The sequence below is a fragment of the Paenibacillus swuensis genome (assembly GCF_001644605.1).
In the GTDB taxonomy this organism is placed as follows: Bacteria; Bacillota; Bacilli; order Paenibacillales; family DY6; genus Paenibacillus_N; species Paenibacillus_N swuensis.
This window is the reverse complement of the sequence record NZ_CP011388.1, coordinates 1,693,117-1,716,325: the sequence shown is the minus strand read 5'-3', so window position 1 is coordinate 1,716,325 and position 23,209 is coordinate 1,693,117. Positions and strand designations below refer to the sequence as shown.

Genomic DNA, 23,209 nt, shown 5'->3' with positions numbered 1-23,209 from the left:
TATTTATGAAAATGAAGTCTTTTGTCATTATCGGATTGGGACGCTTTGGTACATCGCTTGCTAAAGAACTGGTGATTCAAGGCTATGAAGTGTTGGGGATCGATCGGGATGAACATATCATAGACTCGCTGAGCGAATATCTCACACACTCCGTTGTGGCGGATTCCACAGATGAAGAAGTTCTCCGGTCTTTAGGTGTCCGTAATTTCGATTGCGGCGTGGTGGCCATCGGTAACGATATTCAGGCAAGTATTATGACGGCCATCCTGTTGAAGGATCTGGGTGTGAAGAAAGTAGTAGCGAAGGCGCTTACGGAGCTTCATGGGCGGGTGTTGGAGAAAATCGGAGTGGACCGTGTTATTTATCCGGAGCGGGATATGGGGGTACGGGTGGCTCATCAACTCGTTTCGCCCAATTTGTTGGATTTCATCGAACTCTCCAAGGATTATACGATCGCCGAGCTGGAGGTGCCGTCCAAGCTTCACGGGGTCACGTTAGCGGAACTGAACCTTCGCGCGAAGTACGGTTGCAGCATCGTGGCGCTTCGCAAGTCTGACGGTGTCAACATCGCACCTACGGCCAGCGACGTGCTTCATGAGAAAGACCTGATGGTCATTATCGGCACGAATGCGGAAATCGAACGTTTTGAGCGAGAAGAATTGTTCTAATGAATTAGGAGTATACAGGAAGCGGAAGGTGAAGCTATGGTATCGGAAACGACGGAGCTCATACATCATGTATTGTTATTGCTTGTATTTATTCTGGTTCTGGGGATGATTTCCGGTAAACTGGCATCGCTTCTAAGGGTCCCGGATGTTGTGTTATTTATTGCGGCAGGCATACTGGTCGGCCCCGGGTTGAACATAGTTCATGAATCCAGCAATTCCTTTACGAATCAATTTATCTTAATGCTTGGCTCAGCCTTGATCTTATTTGACGGGGGGCGTAATATACGCCTTCTGAATCTGCGCAAAGTATGGATCACGATCAGTTTACTGAGTGTGACCGGTGTATTTATTACCGTGGCAGTGGTAGGTACGGCAGCGCATTATTTATTCGGCATGGAATGGCTTTACGCGCTTCTCTTGGCTTCGATTATCTGTTCCACGGATCCCGCGTCCATTATTCCGGTCTTCAAACAGGTACGGATCCGCGAGAAGGTGCGCGAAACGGTCGAAAGCGAATCCGCTTTTAACGACGCGACAGGCTCGATATTCACATTTACGATTCTGGCGATCATCTTAGGCGGCGGGGGTGACTTCTCGTGGGGGGCTTCCGTCTGGAATTTTGTGAAAACGGCTGTTGGCGGTATCCTGGTCGGGTGTGTCATTGCTTACGTGATCGCACTGCTGACAGCCCATACTCGCTTAAGTTGGTTCCGGAATTACACGACCATTGCGATGCTGACTGTCGCGATCGGTGCCTATATTCTTGGCGATACATTCAAGGTAAGCGGGTTTATGGCGACATTTTCCGCAGGCTTAATCTGGGGGAATGCTCATCTGTTTGGGTTGCGAATGGAAGAGAAACAGGCGGAAATGGGCCACTTTTCGGAAAATTTGACGGTCATTATGCGAATGCTGATTTTCGTTCTGTTGGGCAGTCAGGTCAACTTCGACCTCATTGCCAAGTTTCTTTGGCCGAGTCTTGGAGTAATTCTGGTATTAATGTTTATCGCTCGTCCTTTGACGGTGTATAGCTCAACGCTCCCGGATCGTATCGCCAAATGGACCTCGCAAGAGATGCTGTTTATGGTGTGGGTGCGTGAGACGGGGGTAATTCCGGCGGCTCTTGCGGGAATTGTCGCTGGGTTGGGCATCAAATATGCGGATGTAATCGCTTCGGTTACTTTTATGGCAATCTTGCTGACCATTTTGATCCAAGCCAGCACGACCGCTTATGTGGCCCGCAAACTTGGACTCGAAGTAAAGAGCGAGAAGGATACGATTGGACTCTAGTTGCCAGTTGCTGAGGTTACCTTTATCAGGTTTGATAATACTCTCTTGCTTTTGCGATTAATTGGCGCGCTGTTTCGTTCAGCGAAGCGTAGTCGCCATATATAATGGATGTCGTGCGGGCCGTCTGCTCCAGTTCTTCTATCTGGCGCATGACGAGCCCGTTATTTGTAAGCACGTCCTGCCGGACATAGGATTGAGGAAGCAAGGTTGCGGTGTGACAGGTAGATACAAGTCGGGTGATCGCCTCGAACGAGTCAATTTCCATATGGACATCAGGTGTAATTCGATAGCGCAAGAAGAGCTCGTCCGTCAAGATGCGGTACCAGGTTCCTTTGGAGAACAAAATGAGGGGCAGGCCGTTCAAATCGGTGAGAGAAAGCTCTTTGCGCCTGACATAATCATGGGTGCGGGGCAGAACCAGGCACAGATGATCGTCAAAAAGCGGCTCGCACACCAAATCCGACTGGTTAATGACCGCGGCAATGAGACCCACATCCACTTTCTTTTCTTTGACCAAGGATACGATTTCATGTGTTTTTCCGGTAACGGCCTTAATTTCGGTTTCAGGGTAATGGTCACGAAAGAGGGTAATCAGCTCCGGCAGCGTGGATTGCAGCGTCGTCAGGCTGGCACCGATCGTTATTTTGCCTGTGCCTGCGGCTTTATAGGTTTGAATTTCAAGTTGCATACGTTGTTGCAGCTCCCGAATCTGAACCGCGTAATCGTAACAGATCCGTCCTAACCGCGTCAGCTCCAACCTCCTGCCGATTCGCTCAAACAGCTCGATGCCAAGCTGGTCTTCCAGTTTGCTGATTTTGCGCGAGAGGGCAGGTTGGGATAAATTCAGCAGTTGTGAAGCTTTGTTTAACGAGCTTTGCTCCACGACCGTTGCGAAAACTAATAATTCATCCATGCGTGAAAACCCTCCATATAACAAGAATGCATAACGGCTAATACGTAATTAACAATTTCATTATAAGGCAAAATAGAGTAACATGGGAAGTAAGCATGATATACCAATGTTCGTCCGGCATGAAGCATTTCGACAGCGGATTGTGACAAATCATTGACGATCGGGACGAGTCGAAGTACAATAAATTTTGGTTTTGAAAACGCTTCGGCACTAGAATGAAACGGCATTTAGAATGAAAGGGGAAAGCTACTCATGAAAGGAAATTCTTATTATTCCCGTAAATTGCACTCCTTGCTCGGCGTTATTCCGCTAGGTTTCTTTATTGTGGAGCATATGCTGACCAATTTCGCGGCTGTGGAGGGCGGCAAAGAGGGGTTCATAGAAGCGGTTGCGTTTCTGAACGGACTTCCGTTGGTGCTGGTGCTTGAAATCTTCGGCATCTGGCTGCCGTTGCTGTATCACGGCGTATACGGCTTGTATGTGGCTTACCAGTCGCGTAACAATGTAACAAACTATGGCTACGCCCGTAACTTGATGTTTACGTTGCAGCGTATAACCGGCGTGGTTACGTTTGTTTTCGTTGTTTGGCATCTGTTTGAAACGAGATTCCAAGTAGCGATCGGTAAAGTGACACATGAAGGCTTGGGCGACCATATGCATGAAATGTTGTCCAATCCGGTTATTTTTATTCTTTACGTAATCGGGATTTTGGCGGCATCGTTCCATTTCTGTAACGGCATGTGGTCATTCCTGGTATCTTGGGGCATTACAGTCGGCCCTCGCGCACAGAAAGCATCCACCTATGTATGGATGGGCGTATTCGTCATTTTGTCCGTCATGTTCATTATGTCTCTAGCTGCGTTTGCGAGTGATTCATTCGTTGAAACGGCAGCGAAAGGGATTCAATTTATAGCTTAAGAGGGAGGAACTGCAATCAATGGCTAATTCTAAAGTAATCGTAGTAGGTGGAGGTCTGGCAGGTTTAATGGCCACCATAAAAGCGGCTGAAGCCGGCGTTCATGTCGACCTCTTCTCGTTAGTGCCGGTTAAACGTTCTCACTCCGTATGCGCGCAGGGCGGGATTAACGGCGCGGTAAATACGAAGGGTGAGGGCGACTCCACATGGAATCACTTTGATGACACCGTATACGGCGGCGACTTCCTGGCGAATCAACCGCCGGTGAAGGCGATGTGTGACGCGGCGCCGGGCATCATTCACCTGATGGACCGGATGGGCGTTATGTTCAACCGTACGCCTGAGGGGTTGCTGGATTTCCGCCGTTTCGGCGGCACGTTGTTCCACCGCACGGCGTTCGCGGGTGCGACAACGGGTCAACAATTGCTGTACGCGCTGGATGAGCAAGTGCGCCGTTATGAAACCGCGGGCTTGGTTAATAAATTTGAAGGCTGGGAGTTCTTAGGCGCGGTATTGGACGATGACGGTGTCTGCCGAGGTATTACCGCTCAAGATTTACGTTCTATGCAAGTTACATCCTTCTCCGGCGACGCCGTTATTCTCGCGACAGGCGGTCCTGGAATTATCTTTGGTAAATCCACCAACTCGGTTATCAACACAGGTACGGCTGCAGGTGCGGTCTATCAGCAAGGTGTTTATTACGCCAACGGCGAATTTATTCAGATTCACCCGACGGCCATTCCTGGCGATGACAAGCTTCGTCTGATGTCGGAATCCGCACGGGGCGAAGGCGGCCGGATCTGGACTTATAAAGACGGCAAGCCTTGGTACTTCCTTGAGGAGAAATATCCGGCGTACGGTAACCTGGTACCGCGGGATATCGCGACTCGCGAAATTTTCGATGTATGCGTTGAACAGAAGCTGGGTGTCAACGGCGAGAACATGGTTTATTTGGATCTTTCCCACAAAGACCCTAAAGAATTAGATATTAAACTGGGCGGTATTATCGAGATCTATGAGAAATTTATGGGTGACGATCCGCGCAAAATCCCGATGAAAATCTTCCCGGCCGTGCATTATTCCATGGGCGGTATATGGGTCGATTATAATCAGATGACCAACATTCCTGGATTGTTCGCTGCCGGTGAGTGCGATTACTCTCAACACGGTGCCAATCGTCTCGGCGCGAACTCGCTTGTATCCGCGATCTTCGGCGGTATGGTGGCCGGACCGAAGGCCATTGAATATATTCGCGGCTTGAAGAAATCGGCGGAAGATATCTCTTCCACGGTATTCGAGAGAGAAGTGAAGAAGCAGACCGAGAAGTATGAGGGCTTGCTTAAGATGGACGGCAAAGAGAACGCGTACGTTCTTCACAAGGAGCTTGGCGAGTGGATGACGAACAACGTGACCGTCGTTCGCTACAACAAGAAGCTTCAGGAAACGGACAACAAAATTCAGGAATTGCTTGAGCGTTACAAAAATATCAACATGACGGACACCGCCAAATGGAACAATCAAGGCGTGGCGTTCACGCGTCAGTTGAAGAATATGATGGAGTTGGCCCGCGTCATGACTATCGGTGCTCTAAACCGGAATGAAAGCCGCGGCGCGCATTATAAACCGGATTTCCCGGAGCGTGATGACGAGAACTTCCTGAAAACGACGAAAGCCCAATTCACCGACAACGGTCCGGTGTTTGAATACGAAGAAGTGGATGTATCGTTAATCGCTCCGCGTAAACGCGATTATTCCAAGAAGGGGGACTAAGCGACATGGCTGAAACGACTACTATGGAAACACAGAAGACTGTGAAGTTCGTCGTAACCCGTCAGGATCAACCGGACTCACCTTCCTACCAGGAAGAATTCGAAATCCCGTACCGTCCGAATATGAACGTCATTTCCGCATTCATGGAAATTCAGAGGAATCCCGTGAAAGCGGGCGGCGGCGAAACGACTCCGGTCTGTTGGGAATCCAACTGCCTCGAAGAGGTTTGCGGCGCTTGCTCCATGGTCATTAACGGTAAACCGCGCCAAGCATGTACGGCGCTGGTTGACAAGCTGGAGCAGCCGATTCGGGTACAACCGATGAAGACGTTCCCGGTTGTTCGTGACCTGGTCATCGATCGTTCCCGGATGTTTAACGCGCTGAAGCGTGTTAAAGCGTGGATTCCGATCGATGGCACCTATGACCTTGGACCGGGTCCGCGGATGGCGGAAACGAAGCGTCAGTGGGCTTACGAGCTGTCCAAGTGCATGACTTGCGGCGTTTGCCTGGAGTCTTGCCCTAACGTGAACGACCGCAGTTCGTTCATCGGCCCCGCGGCTGTTTCCCAAGTGCGCCTGTTCAACGCTCACCCAACGGGTGAGATGAACAAGTCGGAGCGCCTGGAAACCTTGATGGAGGACGGCGGCATCGAGGGTTGCGGCAACTCGCAAAACTGCGTGCGCTCTTGTCCGAAAGGCATCCCGTTAACAACGTCCATTGCCGCGATTAACGCGGATACGACGAAGCATATGTTCAAGAAATGGCTGGGCATGTAAGCCGCCATGTTTGGAGCCGTTCTCCCTGTGGGAGGGCGGTTTTTTTGTGTTGATATTCTGGTAACGCCGCCGCTCGACCGCAACTGCAATCGCAACCGCAACCGCAACCGCAACCGCAACCGCAACTGTAAACTGCAACCGCAACTGCAACTGCAACTGCAACTGCAACTGCAACTGCAATCGCAACTATAACCGTAATGGTTTTACCAGCCACGGTATTTCAATGTTCGCTAACACTAACAAAGGGATGGTGAGAAACAGGTCGAATTATGTAGATTAAGTAAATCGTGATTTTGCTTAAAGGCGAATTGTTTTGGAGGGAGAAGAGTGTTTGAAAAGAGTTATAGTGATTGGTTAGGGCAACAAACGGAAGAAGCAACAGGGGAACGCAGAAGAAAACTAAAGGAACATGGTCACGCGGAGATGATGTTTCTGGAGAGAGTATGGTGGCCGGCTTTAGGTAACTTTGATTATTTGCAGCCCGAGTATGAGGTAAATGATTTCAGAGACGGGGTTAGGTTTCTGGATTTTGCTTATCTACGTCCGCCGCACAAAGTATGTATCGAAGTCGATTCCTTCGGTCATCATCATCGGAATCTAGACAGATACACATTTGCCGATCGTCTGTTACGCCAGAACCACTTGGTGATGGATGATTGGAAAGTGCTGCGATTTTCTTATGACATCATTAAGGACGCGCCAAGACAATATCAACAGTTGGTGCAGCAATGGATAGGGAAGTTTTACGGGGTGGATCGTAAAATAGAACAGGGTCTAACGATACAACAATCTGCTGTACTTCGCTTTACTTTAAAGGAGCAGAAAGCTGTAAAACCAGAAGATGTTGCCAAAGAGCTTAATGTATGTACTCATACGGCAAGAATAATTCTTAAAGACTTGGTAGAACTCAAGTTGCTAGAACCTGCTTCAGGTGTTGTACGTGTACGAGCTTATAAGATTGCAAATATTTATAAAAATTAAGTTAACGTAATTATTCTACGCTATTTAAAATTACAAGTAATATAACGTAATTATTCTTTGCTATTTTGCAATAAATATTGAGGTTTAAGCCAATATTAACAAATTCTCCAATATTAACGTAATAAAACTACGCTATTTAATGTTTTTTTAAAATAACGTAATTTTATTACGTTAATTTTATTAGTTTATTAATTTCACCCACCCAACACAGTACCACCGCCGCAATCCAGTTTACCTAGACGAATGTTGCACCACACAACTCTGATTACTCCACCCACCCAACACAATAACCACCGCTGCACTCCAGTTTACCTAGACGAATGCTGCACCACACAACTCTGATTACTCCACCCACCCAACACAATAACCACCGCCGCACTCCAGTTTACCTAGACGAATGCTGCACCACACAACTCTGATTACTCCACCCACCCAACACAATAACTACCGCCGCACACACCCGTGCATTTAACTAATCCTGCCCCAAAGTCCCGGTTATCCCACACATCTGCCACCTCGCACACTACTACACTTAAACTCTCCCCGCGCACCTTCATGTTTCCAACCCCCATACCCACACACAGGGGGCTTTTCTTTCCTCACAGGTTCGGATACAATAACACAATCAACTGAAGACAAAGGCGGTACACACATCATGACAGCAGAGAAATTCTTCACCCATCCCTTAGGGATTATCGGGTCGGCCACTGCCGCGACCTTCTTATGGGGAACAGCGTTCCCCTTTATTAAATTAAGCTATGCCGAGCTGCAAATCGGAGGCTCAGACACATTCGGCCAGATGTTGTTTGCGGGATACCGTTTTGTGCTGGCGGGCTTGCTGATTTTCGCGTTTATGGCGCTGATGAAGCAGCCGGTCAAGTATGTCCGAGGCACTTGGAAAGGCCTGAGCAAGCTGGCGCTTTTTCAAACCTTTTTGCAATATGTGTTTCTATATATCGGCATCAGCATGTCCACAGGCATTCAAGGTTCCATTATCGCGGGAGCGACTTCGTTTTTCCAAATTCTGATTGCCCATTTTATGTACAAAAATGACGCCATGACCCTCCGTAAAGTGCTCGGTATCATCCTGGGTTTCCTGGGCATCCTTTCCGTAGGATTGACGGAGGAAGGATTTAACCTGCAATTCGGTTTCGGTGAAATACTTCTGCTTGCCGCTATGTTTTTCGGCGGGTTAGGGAACGTGGTAGCCAAGAATGAAGCCAAGGACATGAACATTCTATACATGACCTCCTGGCAAATGCTCATTGGCGGCTTGGCGCTGATCGTGGTTGGAGCGACAGTCGCTGGACTGACACCTTTCGTTTTCACCTTGAAAGCCGCATGGATGCTGCTTTATCTAGCTTTCTTGTCCGCTGGAGGATTCGTACTTTGGAATAACGTCATGAAATTCAATAAAGTAGGATCCGTTTCCATGTATTTATTCCTGATTCCGGTGTTCGGGGTGTTTCTGGCCGCTGTGATGTTGGGTGAACCCGTTCATATGATTATTCTTTTATCCTTAGCACTGGTAGTAGCCGGTATCATTATTGTAAACAGACAGCCTGCAATCAAGGAATCTAACGCTTAAACAACACAATATCTCCCATTGGTCCAAAAATCAAACGCCCAAACCACAAGGTTTGGGCGTTTCTCATAATCTTATCGTGATTAATCCGGCCAGTAACAACATCAGGGCTATTTTTTGCTTACCGGTTAACCGTTCCTTATAGATCCAAGTCGATCCAAGCACCATAATCAATCCGTTGGCGGAGAAGATAGGTGCGACGATACTTGCTTTCCAATTCTGCAAGGCAAGCGAATATAACTGAAGTCCGCCGTATGAGAATAGGCCGGTTAACAACCCCCAGATCCAGCCGGTCTTACGGGTAATAGCAGTTGTCTCACCGCGCAGTCTCAACCTGCGTGCAGCAAAGGCGAACCAGAACACCGATAAGAAGTAACTGATGAACAGAATCGGGGTATTCTCAAGACCCAGCGCAGCGGTTACTTTCAGCCCGCCGTTTCGTATGGCGAACAGCAACACAGCGAGCATTACCAGCACAAACCATAAAGGACTTACAGACGAATCACTTCCGCCTCTGCGCATAGAAAGCAATACAGCCCCCCCTAACAACAAGACGACACCAATGGATTCGAACAAACCTACGGGCTCATGATACACCACAGTGGACAGCAGGACGACAACTAGTATATTCAAGTTCATCAGCGGAGAGGTCAGGCTGGCAGGTCCGTGATCCAGCGCTTTCATAAAGACGACGTTGCCAAAAGCGGAGCCGACTCCAATGATGAGCCCTGCGAGCCAATATTCGCCGTTCCCCCAGTCCAGGCTGCCTTCAACCCATGCGTTGACAAGGAATCCGACTGACCCCGCGGTATACAAGCCGAGAAGCATGTGAGGCATGGAACCTTGCTTCATCTGACTTACTTTCATAAAAAAACCGGCGGTGCCGAATAGGACGGCACTGCCGATCGCAGCTATAAACCATATCATTTGTTAGTTTCATTAGCCTCCAACTGTTTCTGTTTGAGGAATTCCTTCCCGTATTCTCCGTGAGGATGGATATTGGCTTCTTCCATCTGAATGGTGGAATGTGTAATACCGTATTTACTTTGCAATGTTTCATTAATGGCCAGGATGATACAGAACGGTTGAATTTTATTATCAATAAATACATGAGCCGTTAGTGAGTAGTGATCCGAAGAAATGGCCCAAAGATGCATTTCATGAACATCTTCGACACCCTCAACCTGGGAGATGGCTGCCCGAATTTCATCCAAATCAAAATGCTCCGGAACGGATTCCATCAGAATCAGTGTGGCCTCCCGTAGAATTTTGTATCCGCCGGTAAAGATGATGACGCCGATAACCATCGAGATCAACGGATCAAAAAATTTCAATCCCGTAAAATAGATGATAATTGCCGAGACGATAACACCGAGCGAGCTTAACAAATCTCCGATAAAGTGCCACAGGGCGCTTTGAACGTTGAGGTTTTCTTCTTCCTTCATACTGCGGCTCAGTACTATGGTCAGTACCAGATTAACGATAAACCCGATGACGGCAATCGTTAACATTAACCGCAAATCAATTTCCTCGGGATTAAAAAATCGGCGAATCCCCTCGATAAATATCCCGATCGCTATGATCGCCAATGCCAAACCGTTCAAGAATGAAGCGATAATTTCGAAGCGCAAGTACCCGAACGTAAACCGCGCATTAGGCGGGCGGGTGGCCATATAGATGGCTGTCATACTAAGTCCCAGCGCAATGACATCCGAGATCATATGGGCGGAATCGGACAACAAGGCAAGGGAGTTGGATAAGAGTCCTCCGATAATTTCAACAATCGTAAAGAAGAGGGTCAGAATCAAGGTGATCCACAATGTCCGCTTGGACCGGGATTGCGTCTTCACATGGCTCTGGTGGTGAAAATCATACATCTTATCAGCTCCACGTTCAGGATCAAATCTAACAAAATTATACGCAATATTGGTCATTCCCGCAATCAATCACCCGATTTCCTGTTTTGTTACAGAACTGAAATATACCTGTGATGTTCTCATAATGTTAAGAGGTTATAGTAATCACAAGACCCCCTTTTAATATATGACTCGGCGACCTCCGTTAGGTTGCCCGCTGCCCTTGTGGCAGCTTTTTTTTGTCCCCAAAAAGTTACTTACCATTATTTAGTCCCTCCCCTCTCCCAGTATCTGTGTTAATATAACAAAATATTTAAAAGCTAAGGAGGGAATGACCATTCGAAAATTACCCATGTTGATGCTGTTGGTTGTAATTTTGGCTACTGTACCTTTTCAGGCCACGGCTGAAATGCCTAAGCTGAATACAGTGAAAAGTCCTGAATTGCAGCTTGAAGAAGGCGCCTATATGGAAAATAATCGACTGTACGTTCCGATCCGTTACGTTGTTGAACATGGCGAAGCGAAGGCGCAGTGGGACAAGACTAAGGGTAAATTAACCTTACGCACCGCTGCCGGAGATGTTTACTCGCAAACTTTAAATAAATACAGTATGGCGTTTAACAACAAAGTTTATATGACGGATACCCGACTGGTAATGAAGGAAGGCAGAACCTATCTGCCGGTCCGGGACGCAGCCGAACTCATGCACAAGTCAGCCGAGTGGAGCGTTGAGGAAGGAACGGTTTCTTTCGAGGACGTACCCTTATATGTTGTGCAAGCAGGCGATACCTTGAAATCCATCAGTCAAGAATTAAACATTCCGGCAAAATGGCTGAAAGAACGTAATAGCTTAAATAGTGACGCGCTTTACACGGGACAGGAGCTCAAAATCGTGATACCCCGATTGATGGAACACCAGAAACATATGAAAGAATTTTTGTTGCTGGCCAAATTAATCGAGTCCGAAGCCGGTGGTGAGCCCATGAAGGGGAAAGTTGCCGTAGGTAATGTGGTCATGAACCGGGTTGAAGATCCGCGTTTCCCGGATTCGATTCGAGACGTGATCTACGCTCATAATCAATTCGAAGTCGTGGCCAATGGCGCCATTGATCGTAAAGTACCGAGCGCCGACTCACTGTCCGCGGCACAGCAAGCGCTTGGTGGCGTGAATTATGTTCCCCAAGCCGTATTCTTCTATAACCCGTCCGCGGTCCGCAGCCCATTTCTTGAAAGTCTGGATTTCGTAACCGATATCGGCGGACACCGCTTCTTATCCTAAAGAAAAACCGTTAACCTCCGGAATCCATATCGGAGAGTTGACGGTTTTTTTTGATTTACATATTTACAGAGCAACGCTCACCATTTTCTTTTGACGGAAAAACACCCATTCCTTATAACCGATCTCTTTAAGCTTCGCGCGAACTTCCTCCCAGTCATCGCCAACGCGTCCAGGAATATGGGAGTCGGAGCCGAAGGTTACGTGCACGCCGTAATGTAAACAGAGCTCTAGCATGGTATCAGACGGATACCAGCCGCCGACATCTTTTGTTTTACCTGAGGTGTTAATTTCAATGGCAAGATCATGCTCCCCAATGATTTGAATGGTTTTCTCCACCGCTTCTGTTTGAATGTCCGTGAATGCAGGGTAGTAGCCTTTCATCGCATCAATATGGCCGAGAATCTGAAAAGCGCCGCTTCGAGCGGACTGGGCAATCAGATCATAATATTCTTCTTTATGTAGAATTTGATCCTGATCGGTCAATCCTTTCCAACGTTTTTTGTTGAATATGCTGACGCCGCCGGACAGATGAACGGATCCGATAATATAATCGAACGGATATTGATCATATACTTTACGATAGCTCTCCAAATGTTCAGGAAAAAAGTCGGATTCCATGCCAAGCAGAACTTCAATTTTCCCTTGGTACTCCTCTTTAAGCCTGAGAACTTCCTTAACATAGTTGGGAAATTCACTCTTTGCCATGGCGATGCCCGGCTGTGGTCGATCGGTGCTGCTTCCGAAATAAGGAGAGTGATCCGAGATGCCGATGACTTGCAAACCGTTGCGAATGCCTGCTTCGATATAATCGCGGATTTCGCCTTGCGCGTGCCCGCAGCGATCGTGATGAGTATGAAGATCAAATTTCATGCCGCTTCCTCCGATTCTAAGGTCATATGGATTTAGGATTTCCGGATTACCTGCAAAATAAGCCCATACCTATTCAGAGCCAATAAATTGCGTTTCAGGCATCCCTTTCAGATCGCTCAAAAATTGTTGCATGGCCGAGTTCAGATATCGTCCTGACTTATATATAATACCCACAGGATGACTCACTTGTAATTCATTTACCTGAATGGCTTTCAGTGTGCCCAAACGCAGTTCAGTGGCGATGGAGAGCTTGGATATGATGGCAGCGCCCAAGTTGAGTTCTACCATACGCTTGACTTCTTCACTGGATGACAGCTCCATTACGATATTGGGCACGATACTGAATTTCTTGAACATCTGATCCGCAAACTTTCTTCCCGCCGAATCTTGCGCCAACATAATGAAGGGGATATCCTTCAGGTTGTCCGCTGTGGTATGACGAAGATGGCTCATAGGGTGATCCGGAGAGACCACAAGTTCAAACGTATCATAATAAAGCACGGATGTTTCAAGTCCGGGAATCTTGTCATGCAGGTAGCCGATGCCCAAATCCACAACCCCGCTCTCGACATTGGCCATAATCTGGGAAGAGTTCAGGGAATGAATCGTCGTCTTGATTAACGGAAACTGATTCTGGAAATAGGAAAGGACTCTGGGAAGAATTTGAATCGCGATGGATGTGGTCGTACCCAGGTGAATGTGACCTTGCGGAATCTGGTCCAAATCCGATAACTTCTGCTTCAGCTCATCCACAACCTGCAGAATTTGGACAGCATGATCCAGGAACACCTGACCCCTGTCCGTTAACGTCACAGGTTGATTACGATCAACTAATACGGTCTTGAACTCATCTTCCAGACTTTTAATTTGCGCGGAAACAGCAGGCTGGGTCAAGTTAAGAATTTCACCTGCTTTGCGAAAGCTCATGGTTTTGGAAATCGTAATTAAAGTCTCCAGCTGGTTTATATTCAAAAGCGTCTCCCTCCAAAAACTTTATTTATCAAACGTCCATATATCTATAAATATAATTATAAGAATAACTTAACATTCGTGTCAAAAGGAAACGAGTCAATCCTGTCGAATGTTCATGACGTACCGTACGGGTGAGGGAGCCATTGAGAAAAAGGGAGATGCCGGAATGAATAATAAAGCGGTGCGAAGCTGGGTTATGTACGATTGGGCGAACTCTGCTTATGCCACGACGATGATTGCTGCAGTATTACCCATCTACTATAAAGATGTTGCAGGCGTCGCATTAGGATCCAAGGCGGAAGTTTATTGGGGTTATTCGCAATCCTTGGCGATGTTCCTTGTGGCCGTTCTCGCTCCTTTGTTGGGGGCAATCGCGGATTATACGGGACGCAAAGTGTGGTTCTTACGTTTATTTTCCATGATTGGAATCCTGGCAAGCTTCTGTTTCGCGTTTGTAGGTAAGGGAGATTATATACTGGCGTCGGTTCTGCTGATTATCGGCACCATCGGGTATACCGGTGGAAATACGTTCTATGACGCGCTGTTACCTGATGTTGCTCCTAAAGAAGAGCGCGATCGGGTTTCGTCCAGAGGGTATGCCTATGGTTATATCGGCGGAGGTATCTTGTTGGCCCTCAACTTGGCCATGATCCAGCAGCCGGGATGGTTCGGACTTACGAACAGCACAGCGGCGACTCAGTGGTCTTTCATAACCGTAGGCTTATGGTGGTTCGGATTCTCCTTGCCGATTTTCCGGCATATGAAGGATGTTCCGCTGGAATCAGGGAAGCGTTGGACGGAATATGCCACTGTGGGCTGGCGGAGACTCATTGTAACATTCAAACAAATAAAGCAATATCCTGAATTGCTTAAATATATGATCGCGTTCTGGTTTTTCAGCGATGGGATCTCTACCATTATTTCAATGGCTACCATTTATGGCAGAGGAATCGGTATTGATACGGGAGATCTGATCAAAGCATTGCTGATTACGCAATTCGTCGGTTTTCCTTTTGCAATCCTGTTCGGTAAGTTAGCGGAGCGTCTTGGCTCCAAGAAATCGTTGTATCTTTCATTAGGAGTATATATGTTAATTGTTATGCTGGGTTATTACATGACTTCAGCCGTTCACTTTTATTTGTTGGCGTTTATGGTAGGCACGGTGCAGGGAGGAAGTCAGGCCATCGCAAGATCCATCTTCAGCCGATTGGTGCCCGCGGGTCGGAATGCAGAATTTTTTGGTTTTCTGAGTGTTTCCAGTAAATTTTCAGCAATGGTCGGACCTTTCGTCTTTGCATTGGCGGCTCAACTTACCGGCTCTACCCGAATCGCCATACTTTCGTTGCTGCTGTTCTTTATTATAGGGATTGCTTTACTTTATCGTGTTAATTTGGAAAAAGGGGAGCAAGAGGCCGTTATGTCAGATCGGAAGGAGACAAATAAGTCTCAGGAATTATCGATGTAGATCTTTTACACCATTCGACAAGCGTAAACCGAACGAAAAAGAGAATATATGCGACTTTTGTTCTATACTTATTGGAAAAATTTAAGTATAATGAACTCAGTCATCCATACGGGTGGGTAGCGAATCTTGTCGAAAAGGGGCACCTTTTGTAATGAAAGCTGAATACATTAATCCGTTTTTGGAGTCTGCTAAGGTCGTAATCGAGCAAGTCGTGAATATTCGTCCTTCTACAGGGCAATTAGGAATTAAAGATGTTAAGTTTGTTGAGAAGTACGTGTGGATTCAGATCGGCATGACGGGACAGATGACCGGAGATATCGTATTCGGACTTCATGAGGAAGTAGCCTTGAAGCTCGTTTCCGCTATGATGGGCGGCTTTCAGATTACCGAGATGGACGAGCTGACACAAAGCGCCATCAGCGAATTGGGCAATATGATTAGCGGCAATGCGAGCACAATGCTGTTTAATCAGGGCGTGCGTGTTGATATTACTCCGCCGAAGATTGTGCAATCCGCAACGGCAGCAGGCTTCACACCGAAGAAAGCATTGACCATTCCCTTAATGATTGAAGGCATTGGCGAACTTGATATTCAAGTATTAATTACATAGAATAAACGCAATGACGTTGAAAAGCGGCAACCTGATAATACAGGCAGGCTGCTTTTTTCTTTGCCACGGGGGAATATAGGATGGATTTAACAGGAAAGATTGTAGTTATTACAGGAGCATCAGGAGGGATCGGGGCGGAAACGGCCGTTCTTGTGTCTGCCAGAGGAGCGATTCCTGTATTAACCGGGAGAAACATGGCTGGCATGAAGTCCGTCGCTGAGAGATTGAAAGGAAATCAATTCGGAATTTATAACATCGATGTCGCTTCTTATGAAGATATCGTAACGGTAACGAACCGGATTTTTCAACAATATGGAACGATAGACGTATGGGTGAACAATGCTGGATTCGGGATTTTTGAAAGTGTGACGGATTGCAGTATGGAATCATTTGAAGAAATGATGGATGTTAATTATATGGGGACGGTAAGGTGCACTAAGGCGGTATTGCCATTCATGGCAGCTCAAGGTAAGGGGCACATTGTGAATGTGGCATCCATGGCTGGTAAGATGGCAACCGCCAAAGCAGCGGGATATGCGGCAACGAAACATGCTGTATTGGGCTTTACGAACGGATTGCGTCATGAGTTGCGGAAATCGGGCATTCAGGTGTCCGCTGTGAACCCGGGTCCGGTAGCTACGGCTTTTCTGGATCAGGCAGACCCTTCCGGACGTTATCTTAAAAAGGTAGGTAAGATAGCTCTGCGTCCCGAGCAAGTGGCTGCGGCGATTGTGAAGACAATAGAGGGTGGCCGGGACGAGATTGATTTACCTTTGCTTGCGGGTTGGGGGTTCAGGTTGTATTCATTGTTTCCTAGATGGATTGACAGGGTGGGGGAACGTTTCCTAAATCGCAAATAAGGAATTGATTATAAATAGTCTGCGCATGGCGAGTTGATGTATTCCGATTGTCATAAAATACCTGTTGTATTCAGTTGGCAAACTTGATATATTATAAGTCCGGCCGCAGAGAACGCGAGTTGGACAACGAAGGAAGCAAACAACATTAAGAAAATTAATGCTTGCAAACTTCCCGAGAATGTGATAAATTAAGATTCTGTTGCCGAGGAGTTAATGCGGTGATGCAATAGAGAATGTTTGATCTTTGAAAACTGAACATTGAGCGAATAAGCAATTCACAAGTTTACTTGTGAAATCACGGACAGTGATTTAAATAAATGTCAGCTATGCTGAGTAATCAGCAAGAATGAGCAAGTCAGTCTTTCTATTATGGAGAGTTTGATCCTGGCTCAGGACGAACGCTGGCGGCGTGCCTAATACATGCAAGTCGAGCGGAGTTGATGAGAAGCTTGCTTCTCTGATGCTCAGCGGCGGACGGGTGAGTAACACGTAGGTAACCTGCCTGTAAGATCGGGATAACTACCGGAAACGGTAGCTAAGACCGGATACACGGTTCTTTTGCATGAGAGAACTGGGAAAAGCGGAGCAATCTGCTGCTTACAGATGGGCCTGCGGCGCATTAGCTAGTTGGTGAGGTAACGGCTCACCAAGGCGACGATGCGTAGCCGACCTGAGAGGGTGATCGGCCACACTGGGACTGAGACACGGCCCAGACTCCTACGGGAGGCAGCAGTAGGGAATCTTCCGCAATGGACGAAAGTCTGACGGAGCAACGCCGCGTGAGTGATGAAGGTTTTCGGATCGTAAAGCTCTGTTGCCAGGGAAGAACGCCGAGGAGAGTAACTGCTCTTCGGGTGACGGTACCTGAGAAGAAAGCCCCGGCTAACTACGTGCCAGCAGCCGCGGTAATACGTAGGGGGCAAGCGTTGTCCGGAATTATTGGGCGTAAAGCGCGCGCAGGCGGTTTTGTAAGTCTAGTGTTTAATTCCAGGGCTCAACCCTGGATCGCACCGGAAACTGCAAGACTTGAGTGTAGGAGAGGAAAGTGGAATTCCACGTGTAGCGGTGAAATGCGTAGAGATGTGGAGGAACACCAGTGGCGAAGGCGACTTTCTGGCCTATAACTGACGCTGAGGCGCGAAAGCGTGGGGAGCAAACAGGATTAGATACCCTGGTAGTCCACGCCGTAAACGATGAATGCTAGGTGTTAGGGGTTTCGATACCCTTGGTGCCGAAGTTAACACATTAAGCATTCCGCCTGGGGAGTACGCTCGCAAGAGTGAAACTCAAAGGAATTGACGGGGACCCGCACAAGCAGTGGAGTATGTGGTTTAATTCGAAGCAACGCGAAGAACCTTACCAGGTCTTGACATCCCTCTGAATACGTTGGAGACAGCGTAGGCCTTCGGGACAGAGGAGACAGGTGGTGCATGGTTGTCGTCAGCTCGTGTCGTGAGATGTTGGGTTAAGTCCCGCAACGAGCGCAACCCTTGATCTTAGTTGCCAGCATGTAATGATGGGCACTCTAGGATGACTGCCGGTGACAAACCGGAGGAAGGTGGGGATGACGTCAAATCATCATGCCCCTTATGACCTGGGCTACACACGTACTACAATGGCCGGTACAACGGGAAGCGAAGCCGCGAGGTGGAGCCAATCTTATAAAAGCCGGTCTCAGTTCGGATTGCAGGCTGCAACTCGCCTGCATGAAGTCGGAATTGCTAGTAATCGCGGATCAGCATGCCGCGGTGAATACGTTCCCGGGTCTTGTACACACCGCCCGTCACACCACGAGAGTTTACAACACCCGAAGTCGGTGGGGTAACCCGCAAGGGAGCCAGCCGCCGAAGGTGGGGTAGATGATTGGGGTGAAGTCGTAACAAGGTAGCCGTATCGGAAGGTGCGGCTGGATCACCTCCTTTCTATGGAGATCATGACGGCTGTAGGCCGTCGGATCATAAGCGAGCAGTGCTCGCACAACCGCTTATTCGCTCAAGTTCAGTTTTGAAAGGTTAAACCCTTTCAGTATGTTTTGTTTTGTTCCTTGAAAACTGGATAGTGAATGAATGTGTAAACAACGCAAGGATCGTAAGATCCGCTAGTTACATCTCTAATCTTAATGCTTAGAGGCGAAGGTTTCTTCGGAAACCGGAGCACAAGGATAAGCTACTAAGAGCACACGGAGGATGCCTAGGCGCTAGGAGCCGAAGAAGGACGTGGCGAACGACGAAATGCCTCGGGGAGCCGTAAGCAGGCTTTGATCCGGGGATGTCCGAATGGGGAAACCCGGCTGTAGTAATGTACAGTCACTCTTAACTGAATTCATAGGTTGAGAAGAGGCATACCAGGGGAACTGAAACATCTAAGTACCCTGAGGAAGAGAAAACAATAGTGATTCCGTCAGTAGCGGCGAGCGAACGCGGAGGAGCCTAAACCGGTAAGCTTGCTTACCGGGGTTGTGGGACGTCTCACATGGAGTTACAAAGGAATGGGTTAAGCGAAGAGGTCTGGAAAGGCCCGCCATAGCAGGTAACAGCCCTGTAGCCTAAAGTCCATTCTCTCCGAGACGGATCCCGAGTAGTGCGGGACACGTGAAACCCCGTATGAATCCGCCAGGACCATCTGGTAAGGCTAAATACTTCCTAGCGACCGATAGTGAAGCAGTACCGTGAGGGAAAGGTGAAAAGGACCGCGGGAGCGGAGTGAAATAGAACCTGAAACCGTGTGCTTACAAAAAGTCAGAGCCCGATCTATGGGTGATGGCGTGCCTTTTGTAGAATGAACCGGCGAGTTATGTTCACGTGCAAGGTTAAGGTGAGAAGCCGTAGCCGCAGCGAAAGCGAGTCTGAATAGGGCGACTAAGTACGTGGGTGTAGACCCGAAACCGAGTGATCTACCCCTGTCCAGGGTGAAGGTGAGGTAACACTCACTGGAGGCCCGAACCCACGCATGTTGAAAAATGCGGGGATGAGGTGGGGGTAGCGGAGAAATTCCAATCGAACTCGGAGATAGCTGGTTCTCCCCGAAATAGCTTTAGGGCTAGCCTTGGATTCTAGAGTCGTGGAGGTAGAGCACTGATTGGGTGCGGGGCCCGCCAAGGGTTACCAAGCTCAGTCAAACTCCGAATGCCATAGACTTATAGCCAGGAGTCAGACGGTGAGTGCTAAGATCCATCGTCAAGAGGGAAACAGCCCAGACCATCAGCTAAGGTCCCCAAGTGTGTGTTAAGTGGGAAAGGATGTGGAGTTGCACAGACAACCAGGATGTTGGCTTAGAAGCAGCCACCATTTAAAGAGTGCGTAATAGCTCACTGGTCGAGTGACTCTGCGCCGAAAATGTAACGGGGCTAAACACGCCACCGAAGCTATGGATTGATCGTAAGATCAGTGGTAGGGGAGCGTTGTATGTGGGTTGAAGGTGTACCGTAAGGAGCGCTGGACAGCATACAAGTGAGAATGCCGGTATAAGTAACGAAAAGACAAGTGAGAATCTTGTCCGCCGAAAGCCTAAGGATTCCTGAGGAAGGCTCGTCCGCTCAGGGTTAGTCGGGACCTAAGGCGAGGCCGAAAGGCGTAGTCGAAGGACAACAGGTTGATATTCCTGTACCACCGTAAGCCGTTATGAGCAATGGGGTGACGCAGAAGGGGAACGTTGCGGACTGATGGAAGTGTCCGTCCAAGCAGTGAGGCTGATGTGTAGGTAAATCCGCACATCGTAAGGCTGGGCTGTGATGGGGAGCGAAATATAAGTAGCGAAGAACATGTACTCTGGCTGCCGAGAAAAGCCTCTAGCCAGGTGATGGTGCCCGTACCGCAAACCGACACAGGTAGGCGAGAAGAGTATTCTAAGGCGCGCGGAAGAACTCTCGTTAAGGAACTCGGCAAAATGACCCCGTAACTTCGGGAGAAGGGGTGCCTCGGTAGGGTGAATAGCCCGAGGGGGCCGCAGTGAAAAGGCCCAAGCGACTGTTTAGCAAAAACACAGGTCTGTGCGAAGCCGTAAGGCGAAGTATACGGGCTGACGCCTGCCCGGTGCTGGAAGGTTAAGGGGAGCGGTTAGGACTAGTCCGAAGCTGTGAACCGAAGCCCCAGTAAACGGCGGCCGTAACTATAACGGTCCTAAGGTAGCGAAATTCCTTGTCAGGTAAATTCTGACCCGCACGAATGGCGTAACGACTTGGGCGCTGTCTCAACGAGAGATCCGGTGAAATTTTAATACCTGTGAAGATGCAGGTTACCCGCGACAAGACGGAAAGACCCCATGGAGCTTTACTGCAGCTTGATATTGGACTTTGGTACGATCTGTACAGGATAGGTGGGAGCCTGAGAAGGCGGAGCGCAAGCTTCGCCGGAGGCGCCGTTGGGATACCACCCTGATCGTATCGGAGTTCTAACCTGCGCCCGTGAAACCGGGTGAGGGACAGTGTCAGGTGGGCAGTTTGACTGGGGCGGTCGCCTCCTAAAGAGTAACGGAGGCGCCCCAAGGTTCCCTCAGAATGGTTGGAAATCATTCGAAGAGTGCAAAGGCATAAGGGAGCTTGACTGCGAGACATACAGGTCGAGCAGGGACGAAAGTCGGGCTTAGTGATCCGGTGGTACCGCATGGAAGGGCCATCGCTCAACGGATAAAAGCTACCCTGGGGATAACAGGCTTATCTCCCCCAAGAGTCCACATCGACGGGGAGGTTTGGCACCTCGATGTCGGCTCATCGCATCCTGGGGCTGAAGTAGGTCCCAAGGGTTGGGCTGTTCGCCCATTAAAGCGGTACGCGAGCTGGGTTCAGAACGTCGTGAGACAGTTCGGTCCCTATCTGTCGTGGGCGCAGGAAATTTGAGAGGAGCTGTCCTTAGTACGAGAGGACCGGGATGGACGTACCGCTGGTGTACCAGTTGTCTCGCCAGAGGCATCGCTGGGTAGCTATGTACGGACGGGATAAGCGCTGAAAGCATCTAAGCGCGAAGCCCCCCTCAAGATGAGATTTCCCAATTTAGTAAGACCCCTTGAAGACGACGAGGTTGATAGGTTCGGGGTGGAAGTGCAGCAATGCATGGAGCTGACGAATACTAATCGGTCGAGGGCTTATCCAAACTACCTGAATTAACAGGTGAACGCGTAGTTTTACATTCACTCCTATTCAGTTTTCAGGGAATAAAGCTTCAGCATTGAGCAGCTAGCCTGTCTCAAGGTTGGACTTTAGGTCTGAGACACTTGGCGGTGTCTTCATGCCTGATAGCCGGTTCATCCGGTGGTTTTAACACGGGGCCATAGCTCAGCTGGGAGAGCGCCTGCCTTGCAAGCAGGAGGTCAGCGGTTCGATCCCGCTTGGCTCCACCATGATGTTCCCTGATAGCTCAGTTGGTAGAGCACTCGACTGTTAATCGAGTTGTCACAGGTTCGAGTCCTGTTCGGGGAGTATCCTTTTATAAGCTTATACGGAGAGGTACCGAAGTGGTCATAACGGGGCGGTCTTGAAAACCGTTAGGGCGCAAGTCCACGTGGGTTCGAATCCCACCCTCTCCGTACAGAATTATGGCGGTGTAGCTCAGCTGGCTAGAGCGTACGGTTCATACCCGTAAGGTCGGGGGTTCGATCCCCTTCGCCGCTACCATACTTTTCATTATGGGGAGATACCCAAGTGGCTCAAGGGGACCCTCTGCTAAGGGGTTAGACTGCGCAAGCGGTGCGAGGGTTCGAATCCCTCTCTCTCCGTAGATTATACTTCACTACTAGGGATTTGAACCCTCAGGGTTCGATGAAGCATTAAGATTCAAGGCCCGTTGGTCAAGGGGTTAAGACACCTCCCTTTCACGGAGGTAACAGGGGTTCGAATCCCCTACGGGTCACCATTTAGATTAATAATGACGCGGGGTGGAGCAGCTCGGTAGCTCGTCGGGCTCATAACCCGAAGGCCGCAGGTTCAAATCCTGCCCCCGCAATTCAACCCCACAAAGTGAAGATAAGCTCTGAAGCTCATTCCGAATACTTTGTGGGGACCCCTTTAGGGGATGAAGATTTTATAGTGTGGAGCCGTGGTGTAGAGGCCTAACATGCCTGCCTGTCACGCAGGAGACCGCGGGTTCGAATCCCGTCGGCTCCGCCATTAACCTTTAACTCAAATAAATATGATATTATGGCGGTCGTGGCGAAGGGGTTAACGCACCAGTCTGTGGCTCTGGCATTCGTGGGTTCAAGTCCCATCGATCGCCCCATTTATATCACCTGTGCGCGTGTGGCGGAATTGGCAGACGCACTAGACTTAGGATCTAGCGCCTATGGCGTGGGGGTTCAAGTCCCTCCACGCGCACCATTCTTTATGCGGAAGTGGCTCAGCGGTAGAGCATCGCCTTGCCAAGGCGAGGGTCGCGGGTTCGATTCCCGTCTTCCGCTCCATTTGTTTG

The 23,209-nt window shown here is 48.8% G+C and carries 17 protein-coding genes, 11 tRNA genes and 2 rRNA genes; 25 read left to right on the top strand and 5 right to left on the bottom strand.

Going from position 1 to position 23,209, the window contains the following annotated elements:
• Nucleotides 1-5 precede the first annotated feature (5 nt).
• Nucleotides 6-668, top strand: coding sequence for a potassium channel family protein (locus SY83_RS07540; protein ID WP_068605635.1), 663 nt, complete (start codon nucleotides 6-8; stop codon nucleotides 666-668).
• A gap of 36 nt (nucleotides 669-704) precedes the next feature.
• A complete protein-coding gene (locus SY83_RS07535; RefSeq protein WP_068605634.1) occupies nucleotides 705-1,958 on the top strand; it encodes a cation:proton antiporter in 1,254 nt (417 codons plus the stop codon).
• Nucleotides 1,959-1,983: 25 nt separating this feature from the next.
• Here the strand turns inward: SY83_RS07535 and SY83_RS07530 are convergent, their stop codons facing one another.
• Nucleotides 1,984-2,871, bottom strand: a complete 888-nt coding sequence (locus tag SY83_RS07530) for a LysR family transcriptional regulator (protein WP_068605632.1) — start codon at nucleotides 2,869-2,871, stop codon at nucleotides 1,984-1,986.
• 252 nt (nucleotides 2,872-3,123) lie between these two features.
• Between SY83_RS07530 and SY83_RS07525 the strand changes: the two genes are divergently transcribed.
• The 6 genes from SY83_RS07525 to SY83_RS07505 all read left to right on the top strand — a co-directional run bounded on the left by SY83_RS07525 (nucleotide 3,124) and on the right by SY83_RS07505 (nucleotide 8,902).
• Nucleotides 3,124-3,789 carry a succinate dehydrogenase cytochrome b558 subunit gene (locus SY83_RS07525; RefSeq protein ID WP_068605630.1) on the top strand — a complete coding sequence of 222 codons (666 nt, stop codon included), beginning with the start codon at nucleotides 3,124-3,126 and terminating at the stop codon, nucleotides 3,787-3,789.
• A gap of 19 nt (nucleotides 3,790-3,808) precedes the next feature.
• Nucleotides 3,809-5,557 (top strand): succinate dehydrogenase flavoprotein subunit, encoded by a 1,749-nt coding sequence (sdhA, locus tag SY83_RS07520; protein WP_068605628.1) that lies wholly within the window; start codon nucleotides 3,809-3,811, stop codon nucleotides 5,555-5,557.
• Between the two features lie 5 nt (nucleotides 5,558-5,562).
• A complete protein-coding gene (sdhB, locus tag SY83_RS07515) occupies nucleotides 5,563-6,333 on the top strand; it encodes a succinate dehydrogenase iron-sulfur subunit (protein ID WP_068605626.1) in 771 nt (256 codons plus the stop codon).
• Nucleotides 6,334-6,360: 27 nt separating this feature from the next.
• Nucleotides 6,361-6,525: a hypothetical protein gene (locus SY83_RS23040; RefSeq protein WP_157279811.1), complete on the top strand. Its 165-nt coding sequence runs from the start codon at nucleotides 6,361-6,363 to the stop codon at nucleotides 6,523-6,525.
• A 135-nt stretch (nucleotides 6,526-6,660) separates the two neighbouring features.
• On the top strand, nucleotides 6,661-7,314 hold the full coding sequence (locus tag SY83_RS07510) for a helix-turn-helix domain-containing protein (protein ID WP_068605624.1): 654 nt from the start codon (nucleotides 6,661-6,663) through the stop codon (nucleotides 7,312-7,314).
• A gap of 655 nt (nucleotides 7,315-7,969) precedes the next feature.
• The gene (locus SY83_RS07505) at nucleotides 7,970-8,902 is read left to right on the top strand and encodes a DMT family transporter (RefSeq protein ID WP_068605623.1); all 933 of its coding nucleotides are present in this window, start codon (nucleotides 7,970-7,972) and stop codon (nucleotides 8,900-8,902) included.
• A 63-nt stretch (nucleotides 8,903-8,965) separates the two neighbouring features.
• Here the strand turns inward: SY83_RS07505 and SY83_RS07500 are convergent, their stop codons facing one another.
• Nucleotides 8,966-9,826, bottom strand: coding sequence for an EamA family transporter (locus SY83_RS07500; protein ID WP_231891395.1), 861 nt, complete (start codon nucleotides 9,824-9,826; stop codon nucleotides 8,966-8,968).
• The gene (locus SY83_RS07495) at nucleotides 9,823-10,776 is read right to left on the bottom strand and encodes a cation diffusion facilitator family transporter (RefSeq protein ID WP_068610977.1); all 954 of its coding nucleotides are present in this window, start codon (nucleotides 10,774-10,776) and stop codon (nucleotides 9,823-9,825) included. The genes SY83_RS07500 and SY83_RS07495 overlap by 4 nt, the downstream gene beginning before the upstream one ends.
• Before the next feature lie 331 nt (nucleotides 10,777-11,107).
• Between SY83_RS07495 and SY83_RS07490 the strand changes: the two genes are divergently transcribed.
• The gene (locus SY83_RS07490) at nucleotides 11,108-12,034 is read left to right on the top strand and encodes a cell wall hydrolase (protein WP_197479990.1); all 927 of its coding nucleotides are present in this window, start codon (nucleotides 11,108-11,110) and stop codon (nucleotides 12,032-12,034) included.
• Nucleotides 12,035-12,097: 63 nt separating this feature from the next.
• Here the strand turns inward: SY83_RS07490 and SY83_RS07485 are convergent, their stop codons facing one another.
• On the bottom strand, nucleotides 12,098-12,904 hold the full coding sequence (locus SY83_RS07485; protein WP_068605617.1) for a histidinol-phosphatase: 807 nt from the start codon (nucleotides 12,902-12,904) through the stop codon (nucleotides 12,098-12,100).
• 69 nt (nucleotides 12,905-12,973) lie between these two features.
• Entirely contained in the window at nucleotides 12,974-13,876 is a 903-nt protein-coding gene (locus SY83_RS07480; protein WP_068605615.1) for a LysR family transcriptional regulator, read from the bottom strand.
• 115 nt (nucleotides 13,877-13,991) lie between these two features.
• Between SY83_RS07480 and SY83_RS07475 the strand changes: the two genes are divergently transcribed.
• The 16 genes from SY83_RS07475 (at nucleotide 13,992) to SY83_RS07400 (ending at nucleotide 23,201) form a co-directional block, all read left to right on the top strand.
• Entirely contained in the window at nucleotides 13,992-15,341 is a 1,350-nt protein-coding gene (locus SY83_RS07475) for an MFS transporter (RefSeq protein ID WP_331709993.1), read from the top strand.
• 151 nt (nucleotides 15,342-15,492) lie between these two features.
• A complete protein-coding gene (locus tag SY83_RS07470) occupies nucleotides 15,493-15,951 on the top strand; it encodes a chemotaxis protein CheX (protein WP_068605613.1) in 459 nt (152 codons plus the stop codon).
• Between the two features lie 80 nt (nucleotides 15,952-16,031).
• Complete coding sequence (locus tag SY83_RS07465; protein WP_068605610.1) at nucleotides 16,032-16,811, top strand: SDR family NAD(P)-dependent oxidoreductase; 780 nt, start codon at nucleotides 16,032-16,034, stop codon at nucleotides 16,809-16,811.
• Between the two features lie 366 nt (nucleotides 16,812-17,177).
• Nucleotides 17,178-18,733, top strand: a 16S ribosomal RNA gene (locus tag SY83_RS07460).
• 237 nt (nucleotides 18,734-18,970) lie between these two features.
• A 23S ribosomal RNA gene (locus tag SY83_RS07455) occupies nucleotides 18,971-21,898 on the top strand.
• The 16S and 23S rRNA genes sit together here with 11 tRNA genes alongside, the layout of an rRNA operon.
• Nucleotides 21,899-22,069: 171 nt before the next feature.
• Nucleotides 22,070-22,145 (top strand) — tRNA-Ala (locus SY83_RS07450).
• A 6-nt stretch (nucleotides 22,146-22,151) separates the two neighbouring features.
• Nucleotides 22,152-22,224 (top strand) — tRNA-Asn (locus tag SY83_RS07445).
• A 21-nt stretch (nucleotides 22,225-22,245) separates the two neighbouring features.
• Nucleotides 22,246-22,331: transfer RNA gene (locus SY83_RS07440), tRNA-Ser, on the top strand.
• Nucleotides 22,332-22,342: 11 nt separating this feature from the next.
• A tRNA-Met gene (locus tag SY83_RS07435) sits at nucleotides 22,343-22,419 on the top strand.
• Nucleotides 22,420-22,432: 13 nt separating this feature from the next.
• Nucleotides 22,433-22,520 (top strand) — tRNA-Ser (locus SY83_RS07430).
• A gap of 62 nt (nucleotides 22,521-22,582) precedes the next feature.
• A tRNA-Glu gene (locus tag SY83_RS07425) sits at nucleotides 22,583-22,657 on the top strand.
• A gap of 16 nt (nucleotides 22,658-22,673) precedes the next feature.
• A tRNA-Met gene (locus SY83_RS07420) sits at nucleotides 22,674-22,747 on the top strand.
• Between the two features lie 87 nt (nucleotides 22,748-22,834).
• Nucleotides 22,835-22,911 (top strand) — tRNA-Asp (locus tag SY83_RS07415).
• Between the two features lie 33 nt (nucleotides 22,912-22,944).
• A tRNA-His gene (locus tag SY83_RS07410) sits at nucleotides 22,945-23,020 on the top strand.
• A gap of 14 nt (nucleotides 23,021-23,034) precedes the next feature.
• Nucleotides 23,035-23,118: transfer RNA gene (locus tag SY83_RS07405), tRNA-Leu, on the top strand.
• An 8-nt stretch (nucleotides 23,119-23,126) separates the two neighbouring features.
• Nucleotides 23,127-23,201 (top strand) — tRNA-Gly (locus SY83_RS07400).
• Nucleotides 23,202-23,209 lie beyond the last annotated feature (8 nt).

Coding starts and splice junctions, on each gene's coding strand:
- sdhB (WP_068605626.1), top strand. CDS start 5,563: ATGGCTGAAACGACTACTATGGAAACACAGAAGACTGTGAAGTTCGTC.
- SY83_RS07530 (WP_068605632.1), bottom strand. CDS start 2,871: ATGGATGAATTATTAGTTTTCGCAACGGTCGTGGAGCAAAGCTCGTTA.
- sdhA (WP_068605628.1), top strand. CDS start 3,809: ATGGCTAATTCTAAAGTAATCGTAGTAGGTGGAGGTCTGGCAGGTTTA.
- SY83_RS07485 (WP_068605617.1), bottom strand. CDS start 12,904: ATGAAATTTGATCTTCATACTCATCACGATCGCTGCGGGCACGCGCAA.
- SY83_RS07495 (WP_068610977.1), bottom strand. CDS start 10,776: ATGTATGATTTTCACCACCAGAGCCATGTGAAGACGCAATCCCGGTCC.
- SY83_RS07500 (WP_231891395.1), bottom strand. CDS start 9,826: ATGATATGGTTTATAGCTGCGATCGGCAGTGCCGTCCTATTCGGCACC.
- SY83_RS07470 (WP_068605613.1), top strand. CDS start 15,493: ATGAAAGCTGAATACATTAATCCGTTTTTGGAGTCTGCTAAGGTCGTA.
- SY83_RS07540 (WP_068605635.1), top strand. CDS start 6: ATGAAAATGAAGTCTTTTGTCATTATCGGATTGGGACGCTTTGGTACA.
- SY83_RS07490 (WP_197479990.1), top strand. CDS start 11,108: ATGTTGATGCTGTTGGTTGTAATTTTGGCTACTGTACCTTTTCAGGCC.
- SY83_RS07525 (WP_068605630.1), top strand. CDS start 3,124: ATGAAAGGAAATTCTTATTATTCCCGTAAATTGCACTCCTTGCTCGGC.
- SY83_RS07475 (WP_331709993.1), top strand. CDS start 13,992: ATGACGTACCGTACGGGTGAGGGAGCCATTGAGAAAAAGGGAGATGCC.
- SY83_RS07505 (WP_068605623.1), top strand. CDS start 7,970: ATGACAGCAGAGAAATTCTTCACCCATCCCTTAGGGATTATCGGGTCG.
- SY83_RS07535 (WP_068605634.1), top strand. CDS start 705: ATGGTATCGGAAACGACGGAGCTCATACATCATGTATTGTTATTGCTT.
- SY83_RS07465 (WP_068605610.1), top strand. CDS start 16,032: ATGGATTTAACAGGAAAGATTGTAGTTATTACAGGAGCATCAGGAGGG.